The organism is Streptomyces gobitricini (assembly GCF_039532985.1).
GTDB lineage: Bacteria > Actinomycetota > Actinomycetes > Streptomycetales > Streptomycetaceae > Streptomyces > Streptomyces gobitricini.
The window spans coordinates 20,250-46,460 of sequence record NZ_BAAASR010000025.1 but is presented as its reverse complement, the minus strand read 5'-3'; the positions used below and the strand labels follow the sequence as shown (position 1 = coordinate 46,460).

Below are 26,211 nucleotides of genomic sequence, written 5' to 3'. Positions count from 1 at the left end.
CCTGCCCGCGGGCCCGCGGGAATCGGATTTCGTCTCCGGGCGCCGGTGGGCTAAAGTAAACGACGTCGCCGGGACAAGCGGTGACATCGGGGTGTAGCGCAGCTTGGCAGCGCGCTTCGTTCGGGACGAAGAGGTCGTGGGTTCAAATCCCGCCACCCCGACAGAGAAGTACCAGCTCAGGGGCCTGATCCACTCAGTGGATCAGGCCCCTGATTCGTTCCCAGTGATCGTTTGGGAGAAATCTGGGAGAAGATCTTGGTCGGGCTCCCCCAGGAGGTGCATCGGCGGCCTTCCGCGAGGACACGTCCGGGGCGGCCGCCCGCCTACGCGTCTGCGAAGCCGAGGCTCAAGGCCCGCCCGGGCAGGGCCGAGGGCTGACGAGTCCGTAAGAGAGACCCTTCGCGGCGCGCAGCCGAGTCCTCATCACTATGGACTCCTTCGCCCTTACGCGCTGGAATGCCCCGGTAGCGCTGCGTTGTCCCAGCCGCAACGCACCTGACGCCGCGCTGAGGGCAAGACACCCACGCCCCTGCCCGGCCCGGCCCCATCCCACCGCCAGCGGTGGCATCATTCTGCCGATGAGGTGCAAGATTCGCATGTCCGCATCTGGCGTTCACTTGTTCGACCGCGTCTCCGGGATGAACGTGCTGCTCGACGAGGTGCCTGTTCCCGCTGAGCAATTCTCTCGTGCTCCGCGGTATCTGTCCGTCGCGCTGACTAACGCCTGCGAGCTCCACTGCCCCTACTGCTACGCGCCCAAGCACGCCGCCGCGCTCGACACGGAGCGTGTGCTGGCATGGGCGGTCGAACTCGATGCAGCTGGGTGCCTCGGTGTCGGCTTCGGAGGCGGGGAACCGACCGCGTATCGACGCTTCGCCCAACTGTGTTCGGACATAGCCCAGTCCACTTCCATGGCGGTGACCTTTACGACCCATGGACACCGACTCACACCTGAACTCGTCGAATCCCTGCACGGGGCCGTGCACTTCGTACGTCTGTCAGTCGACGGGGTCGGAGCCACCTACGAGCGGCTCCGCGGCAGACCGTTCGCGGCCGTGGTTCAGGCGGCGCGGCTGCTCGGTCCTCTCGCCCCGTTCGGCATCAACGCCGTCATCAATGCCGACACGGTCGGCGAACTGGATGACCTCGCCGAGTTCGCCGACAAGGCCGGCGCGTCCGAACTCCTGCTCCTGCCGGAGCAGCCGACCGCGGCAGCCCCCGGTATCAGCGACGCCGACTCCCAGCGCCTCGTCGAGTGGGCCGCGACCGCCAGGACCGGAGTTCGGCTCGCGATCTCCCGTACCAGCCTCGAAGCCGCGCTGCCCACCACGGAGACCGTCCCAGGCGAGCACCCCCTCGACGCGCACATGCACCTCGACGCGACCGGCGTCCTGCGCCCCCACGCCTACGCGCCCACGGGGTTGTCAGTCGGGGGCTCCATCATGGAAGTCGTGCAGGCGTTGAGGGAGGCACCATGAGGATCTGGAACGGCTACGGCTCGGAGCACTCGATGGACCTGGTCTTGATCGGCCGTTTCCAGACGGTCACCGGTGCGAAGGCAGCGGAGGAGCGCATGGAGGCACTGCAGGCCCTCGCCGAAGCCGCGTGGTCCGACGACCATTGGCGGACCCCCGACGAGCGCATGCCCAGCGAACTCGGTGAATCACTGCGCGAAATGAAGCTGTACGACATGGGGCGGTACGACGTCGACAACTTCGCGCTTGATCACAGCGTCACCCGCACAGCGGAGACGGTGCGGATCTGGACCGACGAGTCCGACGTCCAGGGGTTCCTGAAGGTGCTTCTCCATTACGGCGCGAAGGTCGAGATCTTCTCACGCCACGAATGGGACGAGGAAGCGATCACGCAGTCGGACGCGAGCAACCGGAGCGACGGTGGATCTGACTGATCTGGCACGCCTGCCCGGTGCCGCCGACCAGAACTTCGAAGCACTCACGCGGGCCATCGTGTCCCGCCGCTACGGCGCGCTGGGCACGATGCGAGAGCGGCGTAACCAGCCGGGCGTCGAGTTCTACCTGCACGTCGACCATGCCGGCGCCCTGGGAGATCCCGGCCGGGTCTGGGGGTGGTCGTGCAAGTGGTTCGTCCTTAACAGCAAGAACGAGCTCAGCGCAGGCCAGCGCAACCAGATCGAGGACTCGCTCTCCAAGGCGATCGAGCACGTCGCTGGGCTAACCGACTTTGTGCTCTGTCTTCCAGAGCGGCCCGCCAAGGGTGACGAGGAGTGGATCAACGGACTCGGTCGGCAGAATGTCCGCGTCAAACTCTGGTCCACCGAGAACTACGACACCGAACTGGCCGGACACGACGAGCTCCGCTCCACCTTCTTCGGTGAACTTGCCCTTACCGCGGACGTACTGGCGCAAGCCCACAAGCGATCTGTTGCGCCCATCGAGGCCCGGTGGGCGCCACGGCTGCACACCTCCCACCACGTGGAGCACCGCATCGACCGGGCCTTGCTGCGCCCAGCGTCGTTCGAGTGGCTGCAGCAGCGCACCGACGACATCGCAGCCCGGATCCAGGCCCTGCGCGCAGCCCTCGACGGCCTCAACACCACCTTCCGCCAAGGCGCCGTAGAGATCGCCGACGACCTGGACCAATTCGTCGACGACCTGCGAGAGGTCCTTGACGCCGGGAGGGGCCTCCGACCCTGGGAAGTCCGCGAGCGCCTCGCCGAACAGCGGCCGCCCGCAACCTCTCCCCGCACGCTGCGACGTCTGGTACTCAGACTGAGGCAGCGTCGCCTCCCCGAGGCGCTGCTGGTTACCGGCCTCGGCGCGGAGATCCGTGACATCATCCAGTGGCTGCACGACACGCGGGCGGACACCGAAGCCCCCCTGCTCGCCATCATCGCCGCCGCTGGACAGGGCAAGACGCACCTCGCCGCGCAAATGACATCACCGAACGACCAGCCCACGGCAGGAGTCTTCATCCAGGGCGGAAACCTGCGCGCGGGCGGGACCCTCGACGACCTCGCGCGACGGATCCCCGGACTGAAGGTGGACTACTTCGAGGACCTCCTGGAAGCGCTCAACTCAGCCGGCAACCGCGCTGGCTGCCGGGTCCCGTTGATCATCGACGGCCTGAACGAGGCCGAGCGGCCCTCGGAGTGGAGAACGCTGCTCGCCGGATTGGCACCGGCCCTGGGCGGCTACCCTCACGTGGCGGTGATCGTCACCCTACGCGAAGCGCTCGCCGACCAGGCCCTCCCGAAGGACACGGTCCCCCTGGAACTGGAGTGGCAGCGCGCGGAAGTCGACGACATCCTCCGCGTCTACTTCCACCACTACCTGATCAACCCGGCCGACGCCTGGCTACCGATCGGGGAGTTCCACAACCCGCTGTTCATCCGCATGTACTGCGAGGCCGCGAACCACGACCGCCGAGTGCCGGTGGGCGTGGAGGCACTGCCTCAGTCCCTCATCGGCGTCTTCGAGCTGTACCGCGAGGGCGTGGTCGAGCGGCTGGCCCAGGACCCGGCCCGCATCCCCGTGCCAGCCGACCAAATCCAGCGCCGCCTCGCCGCTCTGGCGAGACACATGTGGACGCAGAACGTCCGTCGGCTTCCGTTCGACGAAGCACGAAGAATCCTCGACGCCGACCAGCCGAACTGGGACGAAAGCCTGTTCCGGCGCCTCGTGGAGGAGGGAGTGATCTTCCGCGAGGAGATCAGGGGTTCCGACGACACTGAGTGCGGCTTCGTTTTTGACCGCCTCGCCGGATACCTGATTGCCGACGCGATTCTCGTGCGCATGCCCTACGGGGACGTCAACGAGCAGCTCGCGGAGGCGGCCCTCTGGCAGTCCCTCCTGGGCGACCATGCGCACCCCCTCGGCGAGGACGTCCTCATCGGCCTCATCTCGCTGGTCCCACGGCGCTTCACCAGGCACCACCTGTGGCGCGTCGCCCCGGATGAGCACCGATCGTTGGTGCTCGCCCAGGAACTCACCACCGAGTCAGGCTTTCTCGACGACGAGACTGTCGACGCGCTCGCAACCGCGCTCGTTACCGGACAACCCAGCAAGAGGAAGGGCCGACCTGCATTCGACCGTCTGTGGGAGATCCGCAGGTCCGCCCGGCACCGCCTGAACGCCTCCTTCCTCGACCGGGTCCTGCGCCAACTGCCTCTTCATCAACGCGACCTGCGCTGGACCGAATGGGTTCGAGGCCGGGCTCCAGGCCGACTCACAGCAGACCTGGAACGAGCGATCGAGAGGTGGAGCGGAAGCGGCAGCCGCGCCGAGAGCGACGACCTGGACGCGCTGGCCATCGCTTGGCTTCTGACCTCCACGGACACGAGCATGCGTGACCTGGCGACGAAAGCCCTCCAGCGCTACGGTCGGCCAGAACCCAAGCGGCTGTTCGACCTCGCCGCCCGGATGCTCGATGTCGACGACCCCTACGTCGTCGAACGCCTCGTCGCCGCCGCTTTCGGAGCCGCTGGCGCCCACCAGATGCCCGATCCCGGCGGACCGTTCGAACGCGCGCTGCGGAACTGGCTGGTGCAGCTGCGCGATCGCTTCCTCGACGGCGGGACCACACCCACCTCGCACGAGCAGTTGCGCGGCTACGTACGGGCCACCTATGAATTCGCCGGTGCCCTCCACCCCGCCACCGTCCCGCATGGGATCGATTCCTTCGCGCCGAAGTTCGCCGCCGTGGCGTCCGCCGAGGTGATGGAGGACGACGACCCCAACGCCGAGGAGTGCGACCGCACATTCGGCATGGACTTCGAGAACTACATCATCGGGGCCGCCATCAACGGCAGGAACAACTACGACTTCGACCACCCCGACTACCGCAGGGCCCGCGCCAAGATCATGGCCCGCGTCTGGGAACTGGGCTGGCGAGAGAAGGAATTCGGCAGCGTTGACCAGTCCATTGCCGCGAACGCCGACCGGCCTTACAGCACCAAAAGGAGGGTGGAGCGGTACGGCAAGAAGTACGGCTGGATCGCCTACCACGAAATGGTCGGCCGCCTCGTGGACGTCGGCCGCGCACCAGCCCCCTTCGGGGACGCAGAACGCTTGATGCCCGACATCGACCCGGCCTTCCCCGACAGGCCCCCCGTGGCGCCCGTGCCTCTTCCGCTGTGGGCGCCCGTGGAGCCCACCGACGACCAGACCTGGCTCACCTCGGGGACGGTGGCCGTCCCGGACCAGCTGTGGTCACCCGAGGAGATTTACGGAGTGGAGGGCGGCTGGCTTCTGGTTGAGGGGTATCTGGACCACCGCCACGAGGGGCGGACGGTGTTCGGGTTCTTCCGCACCCTCCTGCTGGAGCCGGAGGACGCGGAACCCGCACAACAGCTCGCCAGCGAGCGCCAGTATCTGGGAAACCACTTCTTCCCTCCGCTGCCAATGGTCCGCGACGTGCTGGCCGCTGAAATGCCGTGGAGCCCCCGGTTCGCGCTGAACTTCGACGACGATGCCCCAGGCGCCTTCCCGCACCGCGCGCTGCGGCGCGACTGGCAAGACGACGGCATCGGGCTCGATCAGGTCGCCGTGGAGTTCGCCCACGACAGCACTTCGGAGATCGGGCTCGGCGGAAGCTACGACGTGCCGTCATTCGAGTTCGCCGCACGGTTCGGCCTGCGCCAACTGCCTGGCACCGTGGACCTTGTGGGCCTGGATGGTCGACGCGCCTCCGCAGTCTTCCGCGCGGACAAGCCCTGGCGCGGCCACCTGCTCTTCCTACGCCGCGATCTCGTCGAGGGCTTCGCTGGTAATCGCCGGATCATGCAGGTGGCCTGGGGCGAGCGCGAAGTAGCCGCCGACTGGCACTCCGTTCCTTCCTGGATGCGCACAGCCCAGCGCAGCCACGCGAACGTATGGCGCCACATCCGGATGCTCCTGCCGGATCAGCGCAGCGCAGAAAAGTAAGGACCCATACGCCACGGGCCGCCGGTACTGGCCGGGCGGCGATCCCCGCCGACGTGCCAGTCGGCGACGCTGCCCGCGTGCACCTGGGTCCCCGGACCGCCATCCCTGGCAAGGGACGAGTAAAGCGACCTGATGCAGATGGTCGCAAGATCCGCCGTACGGTGCCTAGCTGCGCCCACAGAGCAGCCGGTCGAGTACCGCTACCGGAGACGTCGGGCACATCCCCTGGCGGGCGTCGAGTGCTGCCTCCCACTGCTCGGTCAGCCCCAGCATGAGACGCAGACGCATGCCGGGAGTCACGTGGGCATAGCGGGCGGAGACCGAGCCGTCGAGGTGGCCCATGCGCTCGTCCATGAGCATCTTCTCTGTACCCAAGTCTTCCATCATCGTCCGGTGGGTATGACGGAGGCCGTGGGGGGTGAGGCCCTTGGCGATCGGAAGCCAGCAGGCATCGGCGCGATCGGTGGCACCTCGTCCTCGGGCCGGGACGCCGGGCCACGGCTCCCCGAGGATGGGTACGGGTCGCGCCTCCTGTGGGGCCTTCTTCGGGTACCAGCCGGAAGCTGCTGGGGTGAACAGCCAGGTCCCAAAACCGTTTCTGCGCCAATGGGCAGCGTGCCCAGAAACAGTGCCACCTCGCACGAACCCCAGGTCCGCGATGGCCTGCTCGACCCGCCCCCGCGTGGCTTCGGCGACGCGGTCGGGGCGGTTGAGGACGTTGGACACCGTCCCCGTGGAGACCCCGGCCAACCGCGCGACGTCGACCAGCTTGGCACCCTGGTGACCACCGGTGCGAGCAGCACCCTGGCCTCGGAAGACGTACGTCCTCCCATGGCAGGTGCAGGGCGTCGGCTTCGTACGGGCTATGTGGTCGAAGACCAGGGCTGACAGCCAGTCCATCGAGTCGATGGTGCGGTAGCTGTCGTCCTTGGGCGGGCAGCGCACCAGCTCGCCGGTGTCCAGCTCGTACAACTGCCACTCGACGCGGAACGCGTCGGGCCGAACGAACTCGGTCTCCAGGCCCACGATCTCGCCCCAGCGCTTGCCGGTGTAGCCCTTGAGGACGACGGCGACGAACTCGTCGTCACGCCCGGACAGCAGGGCAGCCGGCTCCGCCGTGAGCAAGATGCCGAGCGCGTCGGTGACCACCTTCTCCGGACCACGGTCGCGCGAGCGACCAGCACGCTTGCCGCGCCCACGCCGCCTGGCCGCCGGGTTCGACGTGATCAGGCCCTCGTCGATCGCGTCCTCGAAGATCAGGTGCAGCGTAGAGCGCCAGGTCTTGACGCTGGAGGCCGCGTACACGGCCTTCTCCTTCTTCTCCCAGGCGTCGACGTCCGAGCGAAGGATGCCGGCGAGCGCCTTGTCCTCGAAGTCGGGGAGCAGGTGCTCCTCGATGTGGCGCTTGTAGTTCTGCATGGTCGAGGCGGCTAGGTCCTGGGCGTCGTACCAGCGGCTCGCGTACTCGCCGAAGGTCTCCTGGCCAAGGGCCGGGTCACGCCAAGTGCCGCGCCGGACCTTGGCTTCTTCCTCGTCTGCGGCCTGCCTGGCCTCGCGCTTGGTGGCGAACTTGACCACCGCCCCGGTGGGGTCGGTGACCGTGCCGTACTTGCCGTCCTCGATCTTGTAGCGGCCGCGCCAATAGGTAGCCCGCTTCTCCGCGTACCCCAACGTCCCCTCCCTTCTCTCTTGCAGGGTGTGCTAAGCAGCGCGTCCGTACTGAGCCTTGAGCAGGCGGCGTGGTGGCCGGGCCTGAAGACGAACGGCGGGCGACGTCGGCTCCGGCCGCTGGGAGGCGAAAGCTTTCGGCTCGGGAGGCGCAACCGGCTTTGAGCGCTTCGGCTTTCGGGCCGGCGCCTCCTCATGGGCACGGATGATCTCCGCGAAGTGGTCGGCGGTGAATCGATAGGCACCGCCGACGTAGGTGAAGGGGATGAGGCGTCGGCGGGCTCGGTCCTTTACCCACCAGACTGAGCAGCCGAGGGCTGCGGCGATCTCCGCGGGGCGGTAGAGCCGAGGCAGAACTACGTCGCGCGGGACCTCTGGTCCGCCCGTGGCCGGGCGCGTGGCGTCGAAGCGGGGGTCAGCCATGCGTGATCACCGCCTTCGCGGTGCGGAGCGGGGAGGGCAGCATGGCAGGCGGTATGGCCTCTCGGCACAAAGGAGGTTCCTTCTCTGGCGCGGCGGTGCGAAGGCGGACGCGCCGGGGTTGATCGATCGGGTACGGGCGAGGCGACGTTGGCAGCGGCTGACGGGTGTTGGCCCACCCGGCGAGCGCGCGGAGGGGCTCGGGTCGCTAGCTCGGCTCGGTGAGGAGGGCGAGCGGGGAGACGCCGAGAGCGGCTGCGATGGCGACGAGGTCGTCGACGTCGCAGCGGCGGCGTCGGCGTTCGATACGCGAGACCGTCGTGATGGTCATGGGGTGGCCCAGCGCGGTCGCGCGGGCGGCCAGTTGGCGCTGGGCGAACCCCCGGGTGGTACGGGCTCGCTCAATAGCGCGGGCGGCTCGCGTTCCGGCCGGGCCGATTTCCATTGGGCTATTTGGCATGCGTCTGTTGTAGCTCTGGATGCGCGGTTTTGGTAACCGGTGATTCGCTGCTATGTTCCGCCTCTTTGTTGTCAGGTTCCCTACCCAGCCGCTGGAAAGCGACGGAACATAGCACGGGATTGGCCGCTGGCGAAATCACCGGGAGCGTCGCTCCCTTCCTGGTTGCGTACGACCAAGAGCCGTCCTGACCTGGCCTGACGTCGGGGCCTGTGGCAGTGCGCCCCGGGAGAACTCAGTCGGGAAAGCAGTGACCAGTTGTCCGATTTGTGCCGCTCTTTCGTCAACCGGCGATTCGGGTCTACCGTTTTAGGAAAGCCCCGCACGACGCGTTCGCCGTGAGCTGTTTGCTTTCTCGGCGTAATGCTGGACTTGTGCGGGGACGGTGTGCCTGTCTTGGCTATGCCACCGCGACCTCCGGGGAGCGAGGGCATGAAGAAACCCCCGGCGGGCCAACGCCGGGGGTCAGGAAGTCCCCTACCGATGTCGCCCGCACCCGAACGACCAAGGACGGTGGCTGTCGCAACGCCACCGGGTGAGGAACCGTCTATGCACCATCACGCTACAGCCCCCGCGGCCGTAGTCGCATCCCCGTCGCCCAGCCTCGCCGCCCTGTCCGCGAAGGCGGGGCGATAGGCATGGCACGGATACGCACCATCAAGCCCGAAGCCTTCATCTCCGAGTCGCTCGCCGCGGTGAGCGTGCATGCCGAGCGGACTTTCTTCGGGCTGCTCACCCAGGCCGACGACCACGGCTGCTTCCGCGACCAGGCCGCCGTCATCGCCGGCGCCCTGTGGTCCTTGCGCCCCGAGCACGGGCCGCTGGAGGTTGAGGACGACCTCAACCAGCTCGACGGGGCCGGGCTGATCTGCCGGTATGAAGGCGAGGACGGCAAGCGGTACTTGCACATCTCCACCTGGGCCAAGCATCAGAAGATCAACCGGCCCAGTGGCAGCCGCCACCCGCTCTGCCCGCACCACCAGGGAAGCCGGTCCGCCGCGCCCTCCGCGCAGGCTCACGGAATGGGCATGCTCCCTCATGCAGGGCTCCATGAAAGCTCACGTCATCGCCGGGAGCCTTCCGTGAAAAACGAATCCGCAGGTCAGGGCGGATTCAGTGAGCCTTCACCGCAACCGCACGCAGATGCCGTGAAGGCTCACGGTCCGGATCTAGGACCTAGGATCAGGGATCTAGGAAAGGGAGCGGTGGAGGGCGCGAGCGCCCCCGCGCCCCGTACACCCGAAGCTTCCCTCTCGGATTCAGTGTCGGCCCAGGACCTCGTCGACGAGTACGCCGCCGGCTGCGCGCACCGTCCGCCCAGCGACGTGCTCGGCCAGCTCGGCCGAGTCGTCGGCAAGCTGCTCGGCGAGGGCATCGCGCCCGCCCACATCCGCGCCGGGATGGACCGCATGCGCGCCAAGGGCCTGTCCGCGAGGCTGCTGCCCGCTCTGGTGAACGAGGCCATGAACGCCCCAAGGGCTGGCGCCCCGCACCGGGCCTGGACCAACCCCGCGCCAGCTGACGTCGAGGCCGCCTACGGAGGGCAGCTGTGACCACCGCCACCGCCGTCCGAGAACCGCAGCGCGTCAGCACGCTGGTGGCCCGCCTCGACGCGATCCTCGCCGACCGGGGCATCGACGCCGCCGCCCTGCCCGCCGAGGCTCCCTCGCAGCCGGTAACCGCGCTGGAGCTGGCCGCCGCCCGCATCCCGCCCCGCTACCGCGATGCCCTGGCCTCCCACACACAGGTCAGCGACTGGGTCGATGAGGTCACTCGTGTCGCTCGGCTAGGCCCGAGTGGCATGCGGGGCATCGCGTGTGGCCCGTCGCTGCTGATCGCAGGCCCCACCGGGACGGGGAAGACTCACCAGGCGTACGGCGCCGTACGCTCGCTATTGACCGCCGGGGTGCGGCTGCGCTGGGAGGCTGTCAACACCCCCGACCTCTACGCCCGCCTGCGCCCGCGCCAAGGCCACGACGCCGAACGGGATCTGGCGGCACTCGCCCGCTGCCCCCTGTTGATCCTGGACGACCTCGGCGCGGCCAAGCAGTCGGAGTGGACCGAGGAGCTGACGTACCGGCTGATCGACCGCCGCTACACCGAGATGCTCCCCACTCTCATCACCACCAACCTCCCCACCGACGCCCTGCGCGACGCCGTCGGTGACCGCGTCGCCTCCCGCCTGGCGGAAATGACCCGCCGCGTCATCCTCACCGGCACCGACCGAAGGCGTCACGCCACGGCCGCAGCCTGACCCGCAGGCCGCCACACCCCTCACCTCCATCCCCCAGTCCGCGTGTCCGCGCCCCCCTGCCTGCGCGGACGCAGCGGCCCCTCGGAGTACCCGCATGCTTCTTGCACCCACCCGTCCGCTCGCCATGCCCGCCGCCGCGTTCGGGCACGGCACGTCTCTGTCCCTCGCCGTCCTGGCCCTCGCGGTCGGCGCGCTGTCCGTGGGCCTGCTCGTCAGGCGCGGCCAACGCCGCCACAGTGACCCGCACCGCCGTCGCTCAGCCGCAGTCATCACAGCTGCGCTAGCCGCGCTGGCGTGCACCGCCTACAGCGCCGACACCAGCTGGCGCTTCGCCGCCGACTACCTGGACATGGGCAGCACCGTCGAGCGCGCCTTCATGTTCGCCACCGCCGAGCTCGCCCTGTTCGCGACCGCCCTGATGGCACGCCAGAACCTCAACGGGCCCGCACGCGCGCCGGGCCTCCCCGGCGCCCTGGTGTGGGTAATCACCGGCGTGCAGATCATCCCCGCCTACGCCGAGTTCGGGCTCGTCGGCGGCACCGTGCGCGCTCTCATCGGCCCGGTCATGGCCGCCATGCTGTGGCACCTGGCCATGGGCATCGAGCTGCGCCACCGCACCCCCCAGGCCGCCTCCCGCAGTCTGGCCGCCGTCCTCGTCCGACAGACCCGCGAACGGCTGCTGGCCCGGCTCGGCATCGCCGACCAGGACGCCGACGCCGCCCGGCTCATCCGTGAGCGCGCCTTGAGCGAAGCCGTCGCCCTGATCCTCCGCGCCGAAGCGATGACCGAGCGACAGCGCGGCAGGCTGCGGGGCCGACGCCTCTCCTATCGCCTGCACGAGGCGCTGGAGCGGGCCGACGTCGACGGTGACCCGCTCCAAGACGAGCTGCTGCTGCGCAAGCTCGCCACTCGCAAACAAGCCCTCGGCCTCGCCTCCATCACCCTGCCCCCGCGCTGGCACGCCCCGGCTTCGTACGCCCCCAGCACTTCCGGGCAGGCCCGCCCGCGCGCCATCTCTCCGAAGCGGGCGAAGACGGCGGGCGGCTCTTCCTCGTCGAATGCGGGCAGCGAAGACGCTCACCGGGCGGCCCGCCCGCAATCCGCCCGCCCGGAACCCGCAGACCGCTCCAGCGCGAGTTCCGGTGACCGTCCGCAACACCCCGCAGCCCCGGCCGAGCGCCCGGAACCGATAGCGGGCGAGGCAGCGGGGGCCGATCCGGGCAATGCCGCGGCAGCGAAACCGAAGCGGCCGGGCCGCAAGCCCGACGCCTCCTGGGACGTCCTCGTCCAGTACGCCCACCGCATCCACCAGGACACCGAACGTCTCTCCCGCGACCTGCTGGAGGCGGCTGTACGCGCTGACGGCTACCGCATCGCCAGCGACCGCGCCGCCGAGGTCGTCCGCACCGTCAAGGCCGAGCTGAAGACCGCTCGCACCAGCCATCCCCACTGAGGCAGGCCGCAAGGATCCCGCCCCCAGCTGACACCACCCACGCCTACTCCCCCACCGATTCGGAGAGCACATGCACGATCCCACCTCCAAGGCCCTCAACGACATCGTCGTCACTCGGGAGATGACGTCTGCCCCAAGCGGAGCAAGTTGGAGGTCCGGACACTCCCCCGCGGGGGGAGTGTCCGGACCCGACCCCGCCCCGGGGGTGGCGGGGCCCGACCTGCGCCAGGGGGCGCCGGACGGGAAGGCTGCGACCGAGGGCGGACCGCAGCCAGGCAAGGCCAGCAGCCACAAGTGCAAGGCCAAGAAGGGAAAGTCACGCCCACGCGACAAGAAGCAGCGCCCCGCCCACAGCGTCCGCCTCAACGAGGACGAACTCGCCATCATCCAGGCCGGCGCCGACCACGTCGGCATGAGCGTGGCCGGGTTCCTCGCCTATTCCGCCCTGGCCGCCGCCCGCGACCAAGCGCGTACCGCGGCGGCCATCGCCACCGAGCGAGATGTCCTGACCGCGCTGTTCGGCGTACGCCGCCAGCTCGGCTGGGCCGGCAGCAACGTCAACCAAATCGCCAAAGCACTGAACTCCGGTGCCGACGCACCGCACTTCGCCGCCGCTCTCGACGATCTGCAACGCGCCGCGCAGGCCGCCCAGCGGGCAGCCGACAGGATTACCAACCGACAGGAGGAAGAGGCCGCTTGATCCCTCGGATCCACAAGCAGGGCAGCAACACCCTCGGCCTCCTGCACTACCTCTACGGCAAGGGCACCCACGAGGAGCACATCGACCCGCACCTGGTCGCTTCGTTCGACGGCATGGCCCCCGACCCCGGACGCGACCCCTCGGCGACGAAGAAGGACCTCCAGCACCTCCTCGACCAGCCCCTGTCGCTGCTCGATGCGGGCCAGCGTCCCGACAAGCACGTCTGGCACTGCTCCGTGCGCGCCGCCCCCGACGACCCGATCCTGTCCGACGAGCAGTGGGGCGATATCGCCCGTCGCATGGTCGCCGCCACCGGCATCGACCCTGGCGACGGCGCTGGCTGCCGCTGGGCAGCAGTCCGGCACGCCGACGACCACATCCACATCATCGCCACACTGATCCGCGAGGACGGCCGCCGCCCCGATCACCACCGCTCCGGCAAACGCGCCCAGGCCGAGTGCCGCCTGATCGAGAAGGAACTCGGCCTGCACCGGGTCGCGCCTGGGGACGGCACCGCCGCCAAGCGGGCCACCAGTGCGGAGCGGCACAAGGCCGAACGCGAGGGTCGGGAGCGCCCGGCGCGCGAGGAGTTGCGGGAGACCGTACGGCGTGCGGTGGCCGGCGCGACGAGCGAGGAGGAGTTCTTCGACCGGCTGGCCGCCGCCGGTCTTCTGATCCGCAAGCGCATCGCGCCCTCCGGCGACCTGCTCGGCTACAAGGTCGCGCTGCCCGATGACCGCAACGGTGAGAAGGAGCCGGTGTTCTACGCGGGCTCCACGCTCGCACCCGATCTGTCCCTGCCCCGCATCCGCGAACGCTGGGCCCTCCCGGCGGAGGCTGCCGCCTCGGCAGACAGCTTCGGGCCGGAGCAACCCGCCCTGCCGGACGTGACTGGTCCCGCGTTCGCGCGGCGCCGGGCCTCCGCCGCCACCTGGCAGGCTCTGCTGATCATCGACCACGGCGACGACGGCACAGCAGCAGCCCAAATCGCCGCAGCCGGGGAGATCCTCGACGCACTCGCCAAGACCTCCGCCGCCCACACCCGCGCTCAGCTGCGCGAGGCGGCGTTCGTGTTCGAGCGGGCCAGCCGCTCCCATGTGAAGGCCGTACGCGGGCACGACCGTGCCCTGCGCCAGGCTGCCCGCGATCTCGTCCACAGCGGTCCCGTCCTCGGCCGCGGCGAAGACGGCGCCACCACCGCCATGCTCATCGACATGGTCTTCTTCCTCGCCACCGCCGCGGCGAACTGGCACGCCAGGAAGCATCACAGCCAACAGGCAGCCGCCGCCGAACAAGCCGCCCAACACATCCGCGCCGCCTACCAAGCCGCCGCAGCCCAACCCATGGCCATCCTGCGCCAGCGAGGCCAGCGTCTGGCCCCGCGTCTTCGGCAGCAGCAAGCAGACCTTCTCCACCAGGTGCTGCCAGAGCTGGCCGAACGAATCCGGGCCGAGCCGGGCTGGCCCGCCCTGGCCACCACCCTCGACGACGCCCGCAGAGCCGGTCACGACCCGGCCGCCCTGCTCGCCGAAGCCACCCGACGGCGCGAGCTCGACACCGCCGCCTCCATCAGCGACGTGCTCATCTGGCGCCTGCGCCGCAGCGCCCATCTGCCCGCCGCACCCGAAACCCCCAGGGCACACCCGCCCGAGGCAACCCGCGCACCATCCCCGGCGCCCACTACACCACCGACGGCCAGTGCCGTGAACGACCCCAGCCGTCGTCGCTGACCGGCAAAGCGGGCGGAACATAGCCGACGATCGCCGGTTGGGCAAACCGGCGATCCTCCGGACCATTGGTGCCTCCACCCACCCGACTCCTGTGAGGAGCACCCGTATGCCCAAGACCACAGCCCGCCCCAACATCGTCGTCCTACTCTGCGACGCGGACATCAAGCGCTGGCGTGAAACCAAGAGGTGGATCCACCGCGACGGGCGCCCGTTCAGCAAGGAGGAGCAGGCACTCGTCCTCAGTGCCACTCGCGTCGAGTTCGAAGAGATACAGGACCAGTTCAAGCGATACCGGGAGTACCGGCGCACGATGGACGAAGTCCCGGAGGTTCTGGAGCGCTTCCTCGCACCGTTCATGGAGCAGCTCACCGAGAAGAACCTTGGCAACGCCGTTCAGCTCATGAACGAGGTCGAACGAGCTGAGTTCGATCGCCTCCTCGGTCTCACAATCGAACCGGTCCGTTCCTTCGCCCCGTATGCCTTCTAGCGAAGGCCGCGTCACTCAGCGACCACAGTGAAGAAGTGGCCGGCGGCCTGGTCGATTCCCGGCCGCCGGCCACTGGCGATCAGGTCCAGGACTGATCAAACCCAAGGGTCGGCCGATCAACCTGGGTCGTACCCCTCCACCCGCGCGGTGGCCAGAGCTACGCTCCCGGCCATGCCTGAGGTCATCTACGAGAGCAGCGGCATACCGCTGGAGAAGTACCAACTCACACGCAGCGATCACCGCGATCAGGAGCAGAGCGAAGCCATCGAACGGTGGGCTCACCGACAAGTCGAGAAGCGCATGGCCCAGCTCCGCGCAGCCCCCGAGCTGGCAGAGCGTGCTCGTCAGAATGCCGAAGAAACCTGGAAGCTGATCCAGTCCATGAAGACGCGTGACCACGAGATCATGCGCTGGCGAGTACGCCTGTACTGCGGCCACATCACCGAGACCCGGAGTCACCGCAAGAATGGCAAACCGACCTTGCATGGTTCCTCCTCCATGCGGTGCTCGGAATGCGGGAAGAACCCGTCCGTCATCGTGGCTTTCGAGCCCCTCGGGCTTGTCGGCCAGCCGCCAGCCTCCCGAGTCGCGCAGGCGGAGACGCCGAAGCGAGCGACTCGTGCCGAGCTTGAACGCCGCATCGCCCACTTGGAAGCGGAGAACGAGCGCCTTCGCACGACGCGCCCTACGGATTGAGGCCAGGTCCACGGACTCGGCGTGGGTAACGCGTGAGAGACGCCAAAGCAGCGCGAAGCCGGGCCTCCCAAACGGGAGGCCCGGCTTCATAGCGCGGGCCAGTTCTCAGCTGGCCGGGACGCGCAGGAGCCGGTCCCGCGTGCTCTCCGGTAGCACCCGGCGCAGCACCGGTGCGGTGGAGCTGAGCGAGGAGGCGAATGCGGCGACAAGACCGTGCGGCACACTGGCACCGAACGACGCAGCCCACAGAAACGGTGCGCCCATCGCGGGCTCCGCCCACGCCTGCCATCCGAACGGCCCTGCCTCATCCGACTCTGTGGTCAGGACGCGGGGGTCGGCGTCCTGGATGAGGGGCGGCACCTCACCGAGGCTGAGACGCGAGGTAAAGGTGGGATGCATCGCCGTCGAATGGGGCTCCTCGACGTCGCGGAGCCAGCCCTGCGCGGTGACCGCGTCGAGGACCGCCTCGGGCCCGGTCAACGCGGTGGTGGGGTGGTTGCACTCATCGAGCGCGAGGAGGAAGTCCGTGAGGAGCTCGGCCGGGACATCGGGGGTGAAGTAGGCGGACCACTCCGCGAGCGGACTGCTCGTGTCCGTACGGGCGGAGACCTGCCAGGCGATCGGCAGATTCCCCAGATGGAACGGCTCGTCCGGCAAGACCCACTGCGCCCACCGCAGCGAGTCCGAACTGATGTGAAGGACGGTGCTGCGCAGGACCTGGCGGGCCTCCGGAGCCTCGTCCGGCTCCTGGCGGCCACGGACGATCGTCAGGCCCGTCCAGCCCAGGCCAGCGAGGGTGTCAGCGACGGCGTCGTACAGACATCCGTCGTCACCAGCCAGGTGACGGGGACCGACCCAGTACGCGGACGGGACGCTGGCCGGGGTGGGTGAGTCGGCCGGGAAGTTGGGATGCAGGGGCGCCTCCAAGGGCTTGGGGGTCTCATTGCCGCCAGTGGTACCTGGCGCTGGGCATGAGTGCCGGGCCGGTTCTGCGGCGGCCTCGGATGTCCGATGACGAGCTTCGTGTTCATATCCCCGCCTCGTGAGACGGGCAAAGGGCCGCCCGAGGGGCTCCACGGGCGGGCCTCTGCTGTCACACCTGCTGAGAGGTCTCCAGCACGCGAGCGACTGCGGCGGCGACAATATCGGCCGGCGTCTCGGTGTCGAAGGACATCTGGTAGCCGCGTACCTTGGCCGTACCAGTAACGGCGATCTTCCATCCCTCGCCGTCGGTGCCCGGGCGGCCGGACGGGAACCATCCGAGATAGAAGGAGCCGCACTTCGAGTTGACGTGTACGTCCGCGTGGTCGTCGACGACCAGGTTGAAGTCGTCGGCGCGGAATTGATCCATTACGAGCGTGGGCTGCCCCGGACCGAGGTGCCACTCACGCAACCGCAGGGCCTCGATGGTGGTGGAGAATCCGGGACTCGGGGGTTCCGGAGTCACAGGCGATCATCTCTTTGACCTGGTGGTTTGCAAGAAGGTGGTCTACGTTGACATGCCCTCGCGTGCGTTGGCCAGTCATTCGTGGTTGTTCGCTGTCTGCCCCCGGCGAACTGGGCGGCGGGCCCCCACTGTGGGTTCTCAATAAGCGCGCCACATTCTCAGCGGCAATCGCATTCCGGGACCACATATGGCGTGGCGCTGATACGTGCAGCTGGGCGCCCTCACTCGTTCGGGTGTTGATAGGCGGTTGCCGAGCGCGGACGATCGGACGTCGCGATCCACGCCATCGCCGACCGACTCCACAACCTCCTCGTCGACCTCGGCGAGCCTGACTCTCAACTTCCCTCGGCGGCCACCCTCTCCGCCCTACCCTGCGGGAATGGATCGTGACTGGATGCGCCAGCAGCTCGAAAACTTTGCCAGCCTGGCCGTGCGCTATCAGGACAGCAAGAGACCCGGCGACGTGCTCGGAGACAAGGATCTGCGAGCACAGCTGCATCAGTCAGAACCCACGGTCAAGCAGATCCTGCACAGGCTTGATCCTCAGCTCGCAAAAACCGTCAACATCGACGTGATGGCCGGCGTCGCGACATCGCGCAACCAGGTGCTACGAGGGCTCGGCATCCTCGCCGACATGGATGAGTGGGCTGTTCGGCTGGCGCCTGATGCGCCCAGCATCGCTGCAGACCAGTTCCACTCATGGGTATGGGACGCTGCCCGCCCATTCTGGGAGTCTCAGCACTTCCGAGCTGCCGTCCATACTGCCGCCAGCTCCATCAACGCCCACATGCAGAACAAACTCGGCCGCAGTGATATTGCCGACGACAAGCTCGTTCAGGAGGCATTCAGCGACAAGGCCCCCGAGCCGGGCAAGCCCAGACTCCGCATCCCGGGCGATCCGACGAGCCCCACCGTCCAGAGTCGGCAGCGGGGCGCCCTGCAACTCGGGCTCGGGGTCTTCTTCGCAATCAGAAACCCAGCCGCACATGAAACCGGCGAGTGGACGGAGCAGGAGGCACTGGAACAGCTGGCTACCCTCAGCGTCCTCGCCCGCATCATCGACAGCTGCCAAGTGTCCAGATAAGGGTTCACGTGCGTCCAGAACAGAGGGGACAGCGCCCACCGGTCAGCCTCGGTAAGGCGTCGGCCCACTTCGGATCGGCGAGGACCTGCTGATCAGCAGCGCGTTCACGTGGACCAAGGCGGACCGGAGCAGATGGAGGGCGTGGACACCTCCTGGGACCCTGTCCTGCCCGGCCGGCTCTTCGAGCAGCGTCCAGACTTCGATCAGGTCCTCCGGCTCCCAGTCCTGCCGCACCGCGCTCGTCCACCACGACCGAAATCACGCGTTCAGTTCAGCGAGGCGCCCAGCCAGGGGAAACGAGGCCGCGGAAGTCACGCAGCGCTACATGTCCGTACGTCGTTGCTATACGAGAACAGGGCCGTGGCCGCCGAAGGGGAGTGAGGAAATGCAGCCCGCCCTGAGACAAGAGTGTCTGGCCACGCCATGAGACAGAGCAAAATCCTGCTGGTCAGCGCGCCGTCTTATGCCACGGTCCGCGAGTTCCTACACCCACCCAGCCGCTGCTACGGTCGCTGCATGACGCTCTCGGTCTCCACGGGTCAGGCTGTGGATCTACGGGTGCAGCCGGTTGACGAGGTTCTTGATCGCATCGAGCGATCTTTCCAAGTGCGCTTGGTCCAAGACACAGCGGTGCGCAAGCGCCGATCCGTGGGGGCCAGAACAGACCGCGATACCTGGGTGCGGATTGAGCGGCGCTTGCTCGATAAAATTCCCGAGCAGGGGTGGAACGGCACTGAAAGTGCCGCGCGGCTGGAAGGCATCGCCCAGCCCGAATGGCTCGGATGTGTGGTCTGGCGGGACCCGGATGAGCCTGTGATGTGGCGGGCCGATGAAACCGAGCTCCTGCCGGGGGCTCCCGTCGGAAGCGCCATCGTGGGTGAAGCCCCGGAGCTGCCGGATGACTGGTGGGAGGCGTTGAACGCCTCGCTGGATGCTCTGGCGGCGCAGGACACTGCGCGGGTCGCCACGCCGGACACCGTCACCATCACCCAGGCCCTCGTCACCGAGTCCATCCGCAGAGTCTTCCCAGCCGACTTCGATACGACAGTGGAGCGGTGGGTACCGGCCCACGCGGATTTGAACTGGGCGAACGTGACCGCGCCGGCATTCAGCCTCTTCGACTGGGAGGACTGGGGGAGGGCACCGCTGGGGCTGGATTCGGCCTCTCTGTGGGCGAGTTCCCTTGCTGTCCCGGCCCTGGCCGATCGTGTGCGGCGTGAGCGCCGGGCGGACTTCGAGAGCCGGGACGGCAAGCTGATGACGTTGTTCGTGTGCTCGAAGATCCTCGGGCCGCACGCGCACCCGGAGGACCCTCGGCTGGAACCTGCCCGGCGCATGGCTGAGGAGATCAGCAAGGAGCTTCAGGTTGGCTGACCGCGCGAGCGGTTCCGAAGGAGCCTCCGGTATTCCTGGATGGTCCGTTCCTCGACCTCGGCCGCCAGGGCGCCGACGAGTTCGCTCAGATGGGCGGGCTCATCGGTGCCTACGACGACGGAACCGACCTGCGGAAGGTGGTAGGCGGCTCTAAATGCCGACTGCACACGGGTGAGTCGACTGCTGTCACGGAGGAAGACGCGGGGGTCGATCCGGGCCCACACTGGGGCGCTGGTGCTGCCTCCGAAAGGGCTCATCCCCCACACGTGGCCGCCGTCGAGACCCCACGCCTTGGTGAGGGTATCGGCGGCATCCAGCGTTCCCGCTCCGACGAGCAAGCCGGCGCGGACCATGAGGACCGCCGGCTTCGCCACAGTTGTGTGGATCAAGCTGAGCAGCGGTGACGGGTCCCAGGACGCGACGCCCCAGGCGGCGCACAGCCCCTTTGCCGTCGCGTCGTCGAGGGCGGCAAATGCCTGTGCCAGCACTTCCTGGTGGTGAGGGGCGGCTTCGCGGACCGAGTGTTCCGGGTTGTGCAGGAACACTACGTCCGGCTCCCGTCCGAGATCCTCGGCCGCCTGTTCCACAGCAGCGTGCAGTCGTATGGGATCCAGGGAGTGCTCCACTCCCCCCGGCCCCGCGAAATAGCCGACCTTCGTGGAGATCGTGAACTCCGGCAGCAGGTCACCGGCCGTCCGCCCCAGAGTCTGATGTGAGCGGAAGCCGAGGTAGTTGGTGCTGGTGTCGAGCGCGGTGACACCGAGGTCCAGCGCCCCGGTCAGGAGACGGCGTTCGTGACGAGATCGGTGTAACCCGAGGACAACTCGGGGGTCAGCACCGCGCACAGCTCCTCCTTCACCAGGATCTCGGCGACGTCAGTCACGTCGGCCCCGACCACGGCGGCTGCCGACTCCAACACAACCGGCCCGCCACTCAGCAACAGCCTGAGGGAGGGCAGGGCCTTAGCTGCCAGGGTGAGCTTCTTCCCCGAGGCCACGAGGTCGACGGTCTCGTCCCCGCGTTCCTGTATCCGGGGAGGGAAATGGGTGGTGCACACCACGGCGTCGAGCGGCCCGAGTATGTCGAGGAACGGCACGTGCCGAGGCAGCGTCGTCTCCTGCTCGTACGCGGCCAGGAAGTCGGCCGGGGAGCGTTCCCCGACGAGCTGGACGGCGGCCGCGGTCAGGTCTTCGCCGCCGGTTCCGTGCCAGCGGTCGAGGTCGTGCCGGAAGATCTCCCGCTCGCGGCACCAGTCGCCTAGCCAGGCGAGCCAGCTCGCTCCCGTGCGCTTGGTGATGCCGAACGTCACATGAAGGCTCTTGCCGGAGCCGCTACCGGTCCGTGTCGCCTGGTGCCAGTGGCCGCGAGGGATGTGCATGACGTCGCCGGTCCGCATGACGCCGGACCAGATGATTTCGTCGCTCGGAGTGTTGTTGGGGTCGGAGTCCCGGTACATCGGGACCTTGCGGGAGGCCGCGCGCACCTCCCACTCCTTCTCACCCGCGAGCTGGACGATCACGACATCGTGGTCGTCCCAGTGCAGGGGGAAGCCGGCGGCGTCATTCGTCGTCAGGTACGCGTTGACCTGGACTCGCTCGCGGGACCACCACTGCAAGGCCCGGCAGGCGACCTCCATCGTCGGATCGAAGACGTTGGCCTGATCCATGATCACCGTTGCGCCCTCTTGCAGGAGCCTGCCCAGGCTGCGCATGTTGACCATGGGGATGCTCTGGCCCCGGGGGCTGACGCTGTCGGTGTAGTAGATGGCCGGGTGGACCTCCTCGCCCTTTTGGAAGCACCGGAACTGCGGGCGGTTCAGGCTCCGGCGCATCGCGATGTCGAGCAGACGGTTCGGAGTCATGATGCGGGAGACGAGTGCGGGGTCGTCCATGCTCCCGCGCACAAAGCCCTTGCCCAGCTCCTCTGCCCCGCTCCATCCGAGCGCCGTCTCGATGGCGCCGATCAACCGATGTTCCATCGCTGCGTCCTCCATGGGTTCGACCACGTGATTCGGACACGGTTGGGGGCCGAAACCGCCGACACGGCCGACCGCACCGGCCCCCACCGCTTGGGGCCTACTCGCTGTCGTGCAGGTTGCCGTCGCCACCCGGCCACGGCGAATCGCCGGAGCTGCCGGCGTTGTCCGACCGGAGGCTGTCGTACCGGTCGTGGACGGCGGTCAGCTCTTCCACCGCCACCAGGAGGTCACTCCGGGCGGGAGGCGGTGTCGTGGGCTCTGCCACCTCGTGCTCCTTCCTTTTCGGTTCTCCCGCCAGGGCTCCGGCGGGAGGTCGATGGCCGCTCCACGGCCGTGGGAGAAGGTAGATTGCCGTGGAGCGGCGGTCATTGGGGCGCGATGAGCCGCGGTCCTACACCGACGACCGAGCAGGTCAGCGATTCATCGGCAGGGCGCCCGTGTCTTGGCGCATGTTGGTCTCCAGAACGCGCTGGTCGAGCTCGTACAGACACGCCCGGCAGGCGTAGAGCGCCGCGTGCATACCGCTCGACCGGACGGGCCCGACCCACGTCACCTCGACGTCGTCGCGTCCACACCACAGCCAGCACTGCCCGCGCGTCTGCCATTCATGGCGGTCCCACAGCCCGTACTCCGTGGGCTCCCTGGTAGTGGGGTCGATGTCGCGGCGGGTGGGCCGGAAGACGACATCGGGGTCAGGAAGCGGAGTCGCTCGCAGGGCGTGTCGTCCCATCACGCGACCGCCAGAGTGAACGCCCCGGACTCGGCTACGCTCCCGAGCTTCGGCTGGAGCGCGAACAACCTGCGCAGAATGGTGGCTCGGCTGCCAGGCGCCGCTGCATGCAAGCGGATAGCCGAGTCGGCTAACAAAGATGGCTTTTGCCGTGGAGCCACAGAGACATCAGGCACGTTTGATCTCTCGACCGAGAGCCGCCGAGACGGCTCGTTGGTGGACGAGACCGGTACGTACGAGCTTCGCCTCGGGCGTGAAGCAGTCCACGATGGTCATGTGATTGGCGGCGGGGCACACACCGCCATCAACGATGACGGAGGGCGTCAGGCCCGAGGCCGCGAGGAAATCGTGGACCTCTTCGATGGTCACGGCCGGCCCCAGGTCGGCCGGGCCGGCGTCGCCAGAGATGTTGGCTGTGGTTGCGGCGACGGGCACCTTAGCCTCTGACGCCAGCGCTCCGAGGACGCCGGGAGCCACCGTGGTGAGCGCTGGTGAGCCGACCCCCGTGTGCCGAGCGGCATCCTCCGGGCTCCGCCACGGTAGGAGCAAAGCGAGGTCGCCCGGCCAGAACATGGTGGCGAGCCGTTCGGCCTCGGCACCGAGTTTGAAGTGCTCTTGGCACGAGGCCAGAGAAGGGGCGACGTAGGCGAGGGACTTGGCACCGGGGCGGCGTTTGCCTTTGAAGATGCTGTCGCATGCCTGAGCGTTGCTGGCGTCGGCGCAGATCATGTACCAGCGGCTTGTCGGGACGATGACGAGTTCTCCGGACTCGATCGCTCGGGCGGCGAGGTCGATGTCCTGAGGGGTGACGATCTGCATGGGTCTACTCCTGGCTGGCCGGATAGGAGGGAACGGACAGGAGGGGCGGGTAGTCGAGCCAGGGGTCGCGGAGGGCTTCGAGCCGGCGGCGGGAGTGTTCCGGGTGGGAGACCCGGAAGTACGCCATCACCCTGGGGAACGGCGCGAAGTTCCGCCCGACGGTGTGGGGGACGAGGTGATGCATCAGGAGTACGTCCCCGGGTGCGCCGAGGAAGGAGACACCGTCCTGGCGGTCGATCTCCGGGGGGACCTGTTCCGTTATCCCGAGCGACCACTGATCGCTGAACCACTGGGCCATCGTGCGGTGTCCGCCGGGCAGGTAGCGCAGCGCGCCGCCTTGGGGGTCGTTGATGTCGGACAGGACGACGCCGATGAGTAGGGAAAATGTGCGCAGTTCCTGCGGGTCGAGGTGGGGGCAGGAGACTCCGTCGACGTGCATCGCCTTTTCCGGCTGCGCACCAGGGAGTTCGGATTCAGGGACGCGGATCTGGATCTGGGTGGTGGAGACAGGAGAGGTCTCACCGAGAAGGTCACAGGCGAGCGTCGCGGCTTCGGTTTTCGAGTAGAGCGCGAGGACGTCGGGGTGGTTGCCCAGTTCCGGGGCGAAGGTGCGCTGCGAGTACGCGGGGATGCCCTCGGGGTCGAGGCATTCGCGGTACCAGGTGTCGATGAGGGAGATGGCGCGCCTGGTCAGGTTCGGGGCGACCAGTCCTCGGCGTATGAGGACACCGTCCCGTTTGAATGCGGCCTTCTCATCATCTGTGAGGGGCATGGGGTCCTCCGTAAGGTGATAGGTCCGTTTGCGCCAGGCGGGACAAGCCGGTCGAGGATGTCCGCGCCGGCACTCAGGGCGGCGGCGATGAGCTCCTCGCCGAGTTCGACGCTGGCCTTGCGTGGGTCGCCTCCGATGACCCCATGCGTGGAGAGCGCGGGGTCGTCGGAGGTCCAGGGCCACGTGGCACCTCGATCGAGTACGAGGCGTTGGATCGCCTCCCGCTGGCCGGGATCCGGGCGCGCCCCGGCAGGGAGGAGGTCCAGCCGTACATGCTCGGGGGCGAGGGCGAGCATGAGGGAGGTCTCGCGGATGCCCGCATGGACCTCGGGCAGTTCGCTGTCGACCGTGACCTGGCCGGCGGCGAGGGTGCTCGGGTGAAGCGCGCAGATGGCCACGTCGTGGGTGTGCCGGAGCTGGTGCACCACGCCCTCAACAACGCCCCGATTGCCGCCGTGACCGTTGACGAGGAGCACAGTCCGCACAGGTGTAGCGCGGCGGTACTCACCGACGAGCGCCGTGATGAGGCTGGCGTACAGCGGGATGTCCAAGGTCACGGTGCCTGGCGCCCAGGCGTGCTCCGGGGAGAGGCCATAGGGAACGGGCGGCACGACCCAGAGGTCGTGCCGATCCGAGACGTGTGCGGCCAGGCGAAGCGCGAAGCGCTCGGCGATGACGGTATCGGTGTCGAGCGGCAGATGAGTGCCGTGCTGTTCGAGCGACCCTACCGGCAGACAGAGGGTGGACCACTCGCTCAGCTCGGCCGCGACACGGGGTGCTGTCAGCTTCCCGTACGACCGTCCGTCGCCGTCGTCCGCCGTCACGTCTTACTCCGCCGCCCGATGCGGATGAGGAATTCGTTGTCCTCGAGGAAGGTGTCGTTGTCGCTGAACTCGGCGAGCCGGTTCTTCACCGCGGTCTCGAACTCCTCCAGCCGGTCACCGAAGAGGTGGGGTGCTGCGAAGGAGGTGGAGTAGAGGTAGCCGAGGATGCTCCCAGTGGTCCAGGTGCGCTGGACGGGTACGCGGACCTCTTCAACCTGGTTGAAGGGCGACTCTTCCATGATCTCGCTGTACGGGCGGTTGTGGTGCTGGAAGGTGCCGGAGCCCGCGCGGCGTTCCTCGCCGAGGAACGTCTTGATCACGTCGCGGATCGCCTCCTTCCAAGGACTGCCGGCGGCCCAGAAGCTGTTGTCGCCAAAGATCGCGACCACGCCGTCCGGGGCGACCTGGCTGTCCAAGAGGCGCAGTACGGCAGCCTGGTCGAGCCAGTGGAACGCGCGGCAGATCGTCACGAGGTCGGCCTTCCAGCCGGCGGGCGGGACGAAGTCCTCGGCGGTGCTCTCCACGAGCGTGAGGCGGGAGCCCTCGGGCAGCTTCGGACGGAGTGCCGACTCCGCGGTGGCCAGCATGTCGGCGTCGTTGTCGGCGGCAATGATGTCGTCGAACCTGTCCAGCAGCGCCTCGACGACGAGCCCGGTGCCCGTGCCGACGTCCAGGAGCCGTCGCGGGCCATCCGTGCGTACCGGGGTGGCGCGGTCGAGGACTGCGGCGACGTCCTGTGGGATGCCGGGACGGAACTGGCGGTAGTAGGTGGCGGTTCCGGTGAAGAGGCTCATGTGTCGCTCCGTGCTGCGAGGTGCTGGATGTGCGTGGCGGCCGCCGCCAGGTCGTGGGCGACGAGCACACCGTGGTCAACGACCAGGGATTCGTCGGGAACCTTCCGTCCGCGTGATATCCACACGGCCCTGGCACCGGCTTCAATGGCACCCACGATGTCGCAGGCCCAGTCGTCGCCGACATGGATCAGGCCACCAGGGGCGGTACCGAAGTGCTCGGCCACGGTGTGGAAGGCGCGTGGGTCGGGCTTGGTGTGGCCGATGCGGCAGGAGGGGAAGAAGTCGCTGACCCACGGCGAGAGGAGGGCGCGCAGCCCGTCGGTGTCCGCGTCCACGCAGGTCACGTTCGACAGCGTGACCACGGTCGCCACGGTGCTGATCCGCTCCAGTGCCTCCATCGTGCGCGGGAAGAGCCTGAACGGGGCGGGCGGAAGATCGCGGGGGAAGGCTTCCGGCGGGACCTGCAGGGCCTCGCATACCTCGGTCACCACGGATTCCGTGAGGGATGGACGCGTATGGAGGCCGGCCCGCATGATCTCGCGTGCGCGCGCCGCCGGTAGCGGGGACGCGTCGGCCAGCCTCATGGTCAGGCCAGGCCCGTCGGCCGTTCCGAGGGTTCCA

General features: G+C 68.3%; 26 protein-coding genes and 1 tRNA gene. 13 read left to right on the top strand and 14 right to left on the bottom strand.

Going from position 1 to position 26,211, the window contains the following annotated elements; translation table 11 throughout:
- Nucleotides 1-87: 87 nt before the first annotated feature.
- The 4 genes from ABD347_RS22405 to ABD347_RS22390 all read left to right on the top strand — a co-directional run bounded on the left by ABD347_RS22405 (nucleotide 88) and on the right by ABD347_RS22390 (nucleotide 5,903).
- Nucleotides 88-161: transfer RNA gene (locus ABD347_RS22405), tRNA-Pro, on the top strand.
- A 417-nt stretch (nucleotides 162-578) separates the two neighbouring features.
- The gene (locus ABD347_RS22400; RefSeq protein WP_344364176.1) at nucleotides 579-1,478 is read left to right on the top strand and encodes a radical SAM protein; all 900 of its coding nucleotides are present in this window, start codon (nucleotides 579-581) and stop codon (nucleotides 1,476-1,478) included.
- Complete coding sequence (locus tag ABD347_RS22395; protein WP_344364173.1) at nucleotides 1,475-1,909, top strand: DUF6375 family protein; 435 nt, start codon at nucleotides 1,475-1,477, stop codon at nucleotides 1,907-1,909. Before ABD347_RS22400 ends, ABD347_RS22395 begins: the two co-directional genes overlap by 4 nt.
- Entirely contained in the window at nucleotides 1,896-5,903 is a 4,008-nt protein-coding gene (locus tag ABD347_RS22390; RefSeq protein WP_344364170.1) for an NACHT domain-containing protein, read from the top strand. The genes ABD347_RS22395 and ABD347_RS22390 overlap by 14 nt, the downstream gene beginning before the upstream one ends.
- A 165-nt stretch (nucleotides 5,904-6,068) precedes the next feature.
- Here ABD347_RS22390 and ABD347_RS22385 read toward each other — a convergent pair whose 3' ends face one another.
- From ABD347_RS22385 to ABD347_RS22375, 3 genes are all read right to left on the bottom strand, one after another.
- Complete coding sequence (locus ABD347_RS22385) at nucleotides 6,069-7,574, bottom strand: LacI family DNA-binding transcriptional regulator (RefSeq protein ID WP_344364168.1); 1,506 nt, start codon at nucleotides 7,572-7,574, stop codon at nucleotides 6,069-6,071.
- Between the two features lie 30 nt (nucleotides 7,575-7,604).
- Nucleotides 7,605-7,994, bottom strand: coding sequence for a helix-turn-helix domain-containing protein (locus tag ABD347_RS22380; RefSeq protein WP_425575737.1), 390 nt, complete (start codon nucleotides 7,992-7,994; stop codon nucleotides 7,605-7,607).
- A 205-nt stretch (nucleotides 7,995-8,199) separates the two neighbouring features.
- Nucleotides 8,200-8,451, bottom strand: coding sequence for a helix-turn-helix domain-containing protein (locus tag ABD347_RS22375; RefSeq protein ID WP_344364166.1), 252 nt, complete (start codon nucleotides 8,449-8,451; stop codon nucleotides 8,200-8,202).
- A gap of 635 nt (nucleotides 8,452-9,086) precedes the next feature.
- Between ABD347_RS22375 and ABD347_RS22370 the strand changes: the two genes are divergently transcribed.
- The 7 genes from ABD347_RS22370 to ABD347_RS22340 all read left to right on the top strand — a co-directional run bounded on the left by ABD347_RS22370 (nucleotide 9,087) and on the right by ABD347_RS22340 (nucleotide 15,768).
- The gene (locus ABD347_RS22370) at nucleotides 9,087-10,001 is read left to right on the top strand and encodes a hypothetical protein (protein WP_344364165.1); all 915 of its coding nucleotides are present in this window, start codon (nucleotides 9,087-9,089) and stop codon (nucleotides 9,999-10,001) included.
- Entirely contained in the window at nucleotides 9,998-10,702 is a 705-nt protein-coding gene (locus ABD347_RS22365; RefSeq protein ID WP_344364163.1) for an ATP-binding protein, read from the top strand. Before ABD347_RS22370 ends, ABD347_RS22365 begins: the two co-directional genes overlap by 4 nt.
- Nucleotides 10,703-10,796: 94 nt before the next feature.
- On the top strand, nucleotides 10,797-12,155 hold the full coding sequence (locus tag ABD347_RS22360; RefSeq protein WP_344364162.1) for a hypothetical protein: 1,359 nt from the start codon (nucleotides 10,797-10,799) through the stop codon (nucleotides 12,153-12,155).
- A gap of 205 nt (nucleotides 12,156-12,360) precedes the next feature.
- Nucleotides 12,361-12,855 (top strand): plasmid mobilization protein, encoded by a 495-nt coding sequence (locus ABD347_RS22355; RefSeq protein WP_425575738.1) that lies wholly within the window; start codon nucleotides 12,361-12,363, stop codon nucleotides 12,853-12,855.
- Complete coding sequence (locus ABD347_RS22350; protein WP_344364157.1) at nucleotides 12,852-14,585, top strand: relaxase/mobilization nuclease domain-containing protein; 1,734 nt, start codon at nucleotides 12,852-12,854, stop codon at nucleotides 14,583-14,585. The genes ABD347_RS22355 and ABD347_RS22350 overlap by 4 nt, the downstream gene beginning before the upstream one ends.
- Before the next feature lie 106 nt (nucleotides 14,586-14,691).
- A complete protein-coding gene (locus ABD347_RS22345; protein ID WP_344364155.1) occupies nucleotides 14,692-15,072 on the top strand; it encodes a hypothetical protein in 381 nt (126 codons plus the stop codon).
- A gap of 171 nt (nucleotides 15,073-15,243) precedes the next feature.
- A complete protein-coding gene (locus ABD347_RS22340; RefSeq protein WP_344364152.1) occupies nucleotides 15,244-15,768 on the top strand; it encodes a hypothetical protein in 525 nt (174 codons plus the stop codon).
- A gap of 105 nt (nucleotides 15,769-15,873) precedes the next feature.
- Here ABD347_RS22340 and ABD347_RS22335 read toward each other — a convergent pair whose 3' ends face one another.
- Nucleotides 15,874-16,695, bottom strand: coding sequence for an SPDY domain-containing protein (locus ABD347_RS22335; RefSeq protein ID WP_344364150.1), 822 nt, complete (start codon nucleotides 16,693-16,695; stop codon nucleotides 15,874-15,876).
- A 166-nt stretch (nucleotides 16,696-16,861) separates the two neighbouring features.
- Entirely contained in the window at nucleotides 16,862-17,215 is a 354-nt protein-coding gene (locus ABD347_RS22330; protein ID WP_344364147.1) for an SPDY domain-containing protein, read from the bottom strand.
- Between the two features lie 379 nt (nucleotides 17,216-17,594).
- Between ABD347_RS22330 and ABD347_RS22325 the strand changes: the two genes are divergently transcribed.
- On the top strand, nucleotides 17,595-18,299 hold the full coding sequence (locus ABD347_RS22325; protein ID WP_344364144.1) for a TIGR02391 family protein: 705 nt from the start codon (nucleotides 17,595-17,597) through the stop codon (nucleotides 18,297-18,299).
- A 516-nt stretch (nucleotides 18,300-18,815) separates the two neighbouring features.
- Complete coding sequence (locus ABD347_RS22320; protein ID WP_344364143.1) at nucleotides 18,816-19,673, top strand: hypothetical protein; 858 nt, start codon at nucleotides 18,816-18,818, stop codon at nucleotides 19,671-19,673.
- On the opposite strand, the gene ABD347_RS22315 is transcribed toward ABD347_RS22320, so the two are convergent.
- From ABD347_RS22315 to ABD347_RS22275, 9 genes are all read right to left on the bottom strand, one after another.
- The gene (locus ABD347_RS22315) at nucleotides 19,661-20,518 is read right to left on the bottom strand and encodes an aldo/keto reductase (RefSeq protein WP_344364140.1); all 858 of its coding nucleotides are present in this window, start codon (nucleotides 20,516-20,518) and stop codon (nucleotides 19,661-19,663) included. The genes ABD347_RS22320 and ABD347_RS22315 overlap by 13 nt on opposite strands.
- Nucleotides 20,452-21,651: a JmjC domain-containing protein gene (locus ABD347_RS22310; protein WP_344364138.1), complete on the bottom strand. Its 1,200-nt coding sequence runs from the start codon at nucleotides 21,649-21,651 to the stop codon at nucleotides 20,452-20,454. The genes ABD347_RS22315 and ABD347_RS22310 overlap by 67 nt, the downstream gene beginning before the upstream one ends.
- A 97-nt stretch (nucleotides 21,652-21,748) precedes the next feature.
- The gene (locus ABD347_RS22305) at nucleotides 21,749-21,916 is read right to left on the bottom strand and encodes a hypothetical protein (protein ID WP_344364136.1); all 168 of its coding nucleotides are present in this window, start codon (nucleotides 21,914-21,916) and stop codon (nucleotides 21,749-21,751) included.
- 147 nt (nucleotides 21,917-22,063) lie between these two features.
- Nucleotides 22,064-22,381, bottom strand: a complete 318-nt coding sequence (locus tag ABD347_RS22300) for a hypothetical protein (protein WP_344364262.1) — start codon at nucleotides 22,379-22,381, stop codon at nucleotides 22,064-22,066.
- A gap of 168 nt (nucleotides 22,382-22,549) precedes the next feature.
- Complete coding sequence (locus ABD347_RS22295) at nucleotides 22,550-23,200, bottom strand: L-threonylcarbamoyladenylate synthase (protein WP_344364133.1); 651 nt, start codon at nucleotides 23,198-23,200, stop codon at nucleotides 22,550-22,552.
- A gap of 4 nt (nucleotides 23,201-23,204) precedes the next feature.
- Nucleotides 23,205-23,972, bottom strand: a complete 768-nt coding sequence (locus tag ABD347_RS22290) for a phytanoyl-CoA dioxygenase family protein (RefSeq protein WP_344364131.1) — start codon at nucleotides 23,970-23,972, stop codon at nucleotides 23,205-23,207.
- The gene (locus tag ABD347_RS22285; RefSeq protein WP_344364128.1) at nucleotides 23,891-24,796 is read right to left on the bottom strand and encodes a creatininase family protein; all 906 of its coding nucleotides are present in this window, start codon (nucleotides 24,794-24,796) and stop codon (nucleotides 23,891-23,893) included. Before ABD347_RS22285 ends, ABD347_RS22290 begins: the two co-directional genes overlap by 82 nt.
- Nucleotides 24,793-25,590, bottom strand: a complete 798-nt coding sequence (locus tag ABD347_RS22280; protein WP_344364125.1) for a class I SAM-dependent methyltransferase — start codon at nucleotides 25,588-25,590, stop codon at nucleotides 24,793-24,795. The genes ABD347_RS22285 and ABD347_RS22280 overlap by 4 nt, the downstream gene beginning before the upstream one ends.
- Nucleotides 25,587-26,078 carry an HAD family hydrolase gene (locus ABD347_RS22275; RefSeq protein ID WP_344364122.1) on the bottom strand — a complete coding sequence of 164 codons (492 nt, stop codon included), beginning with the start codon at nucleotides 26,076-26,078 and terminating at the stop codon, nucleotides 25,587-25,589. Before ABD347_RS22275 ends, ABD347_RS22280 begins: the two co-directional genes overlap by 4 nt.
- Nucleotides 26,079-26,211 lie beyond the last annotated feature (133 nt).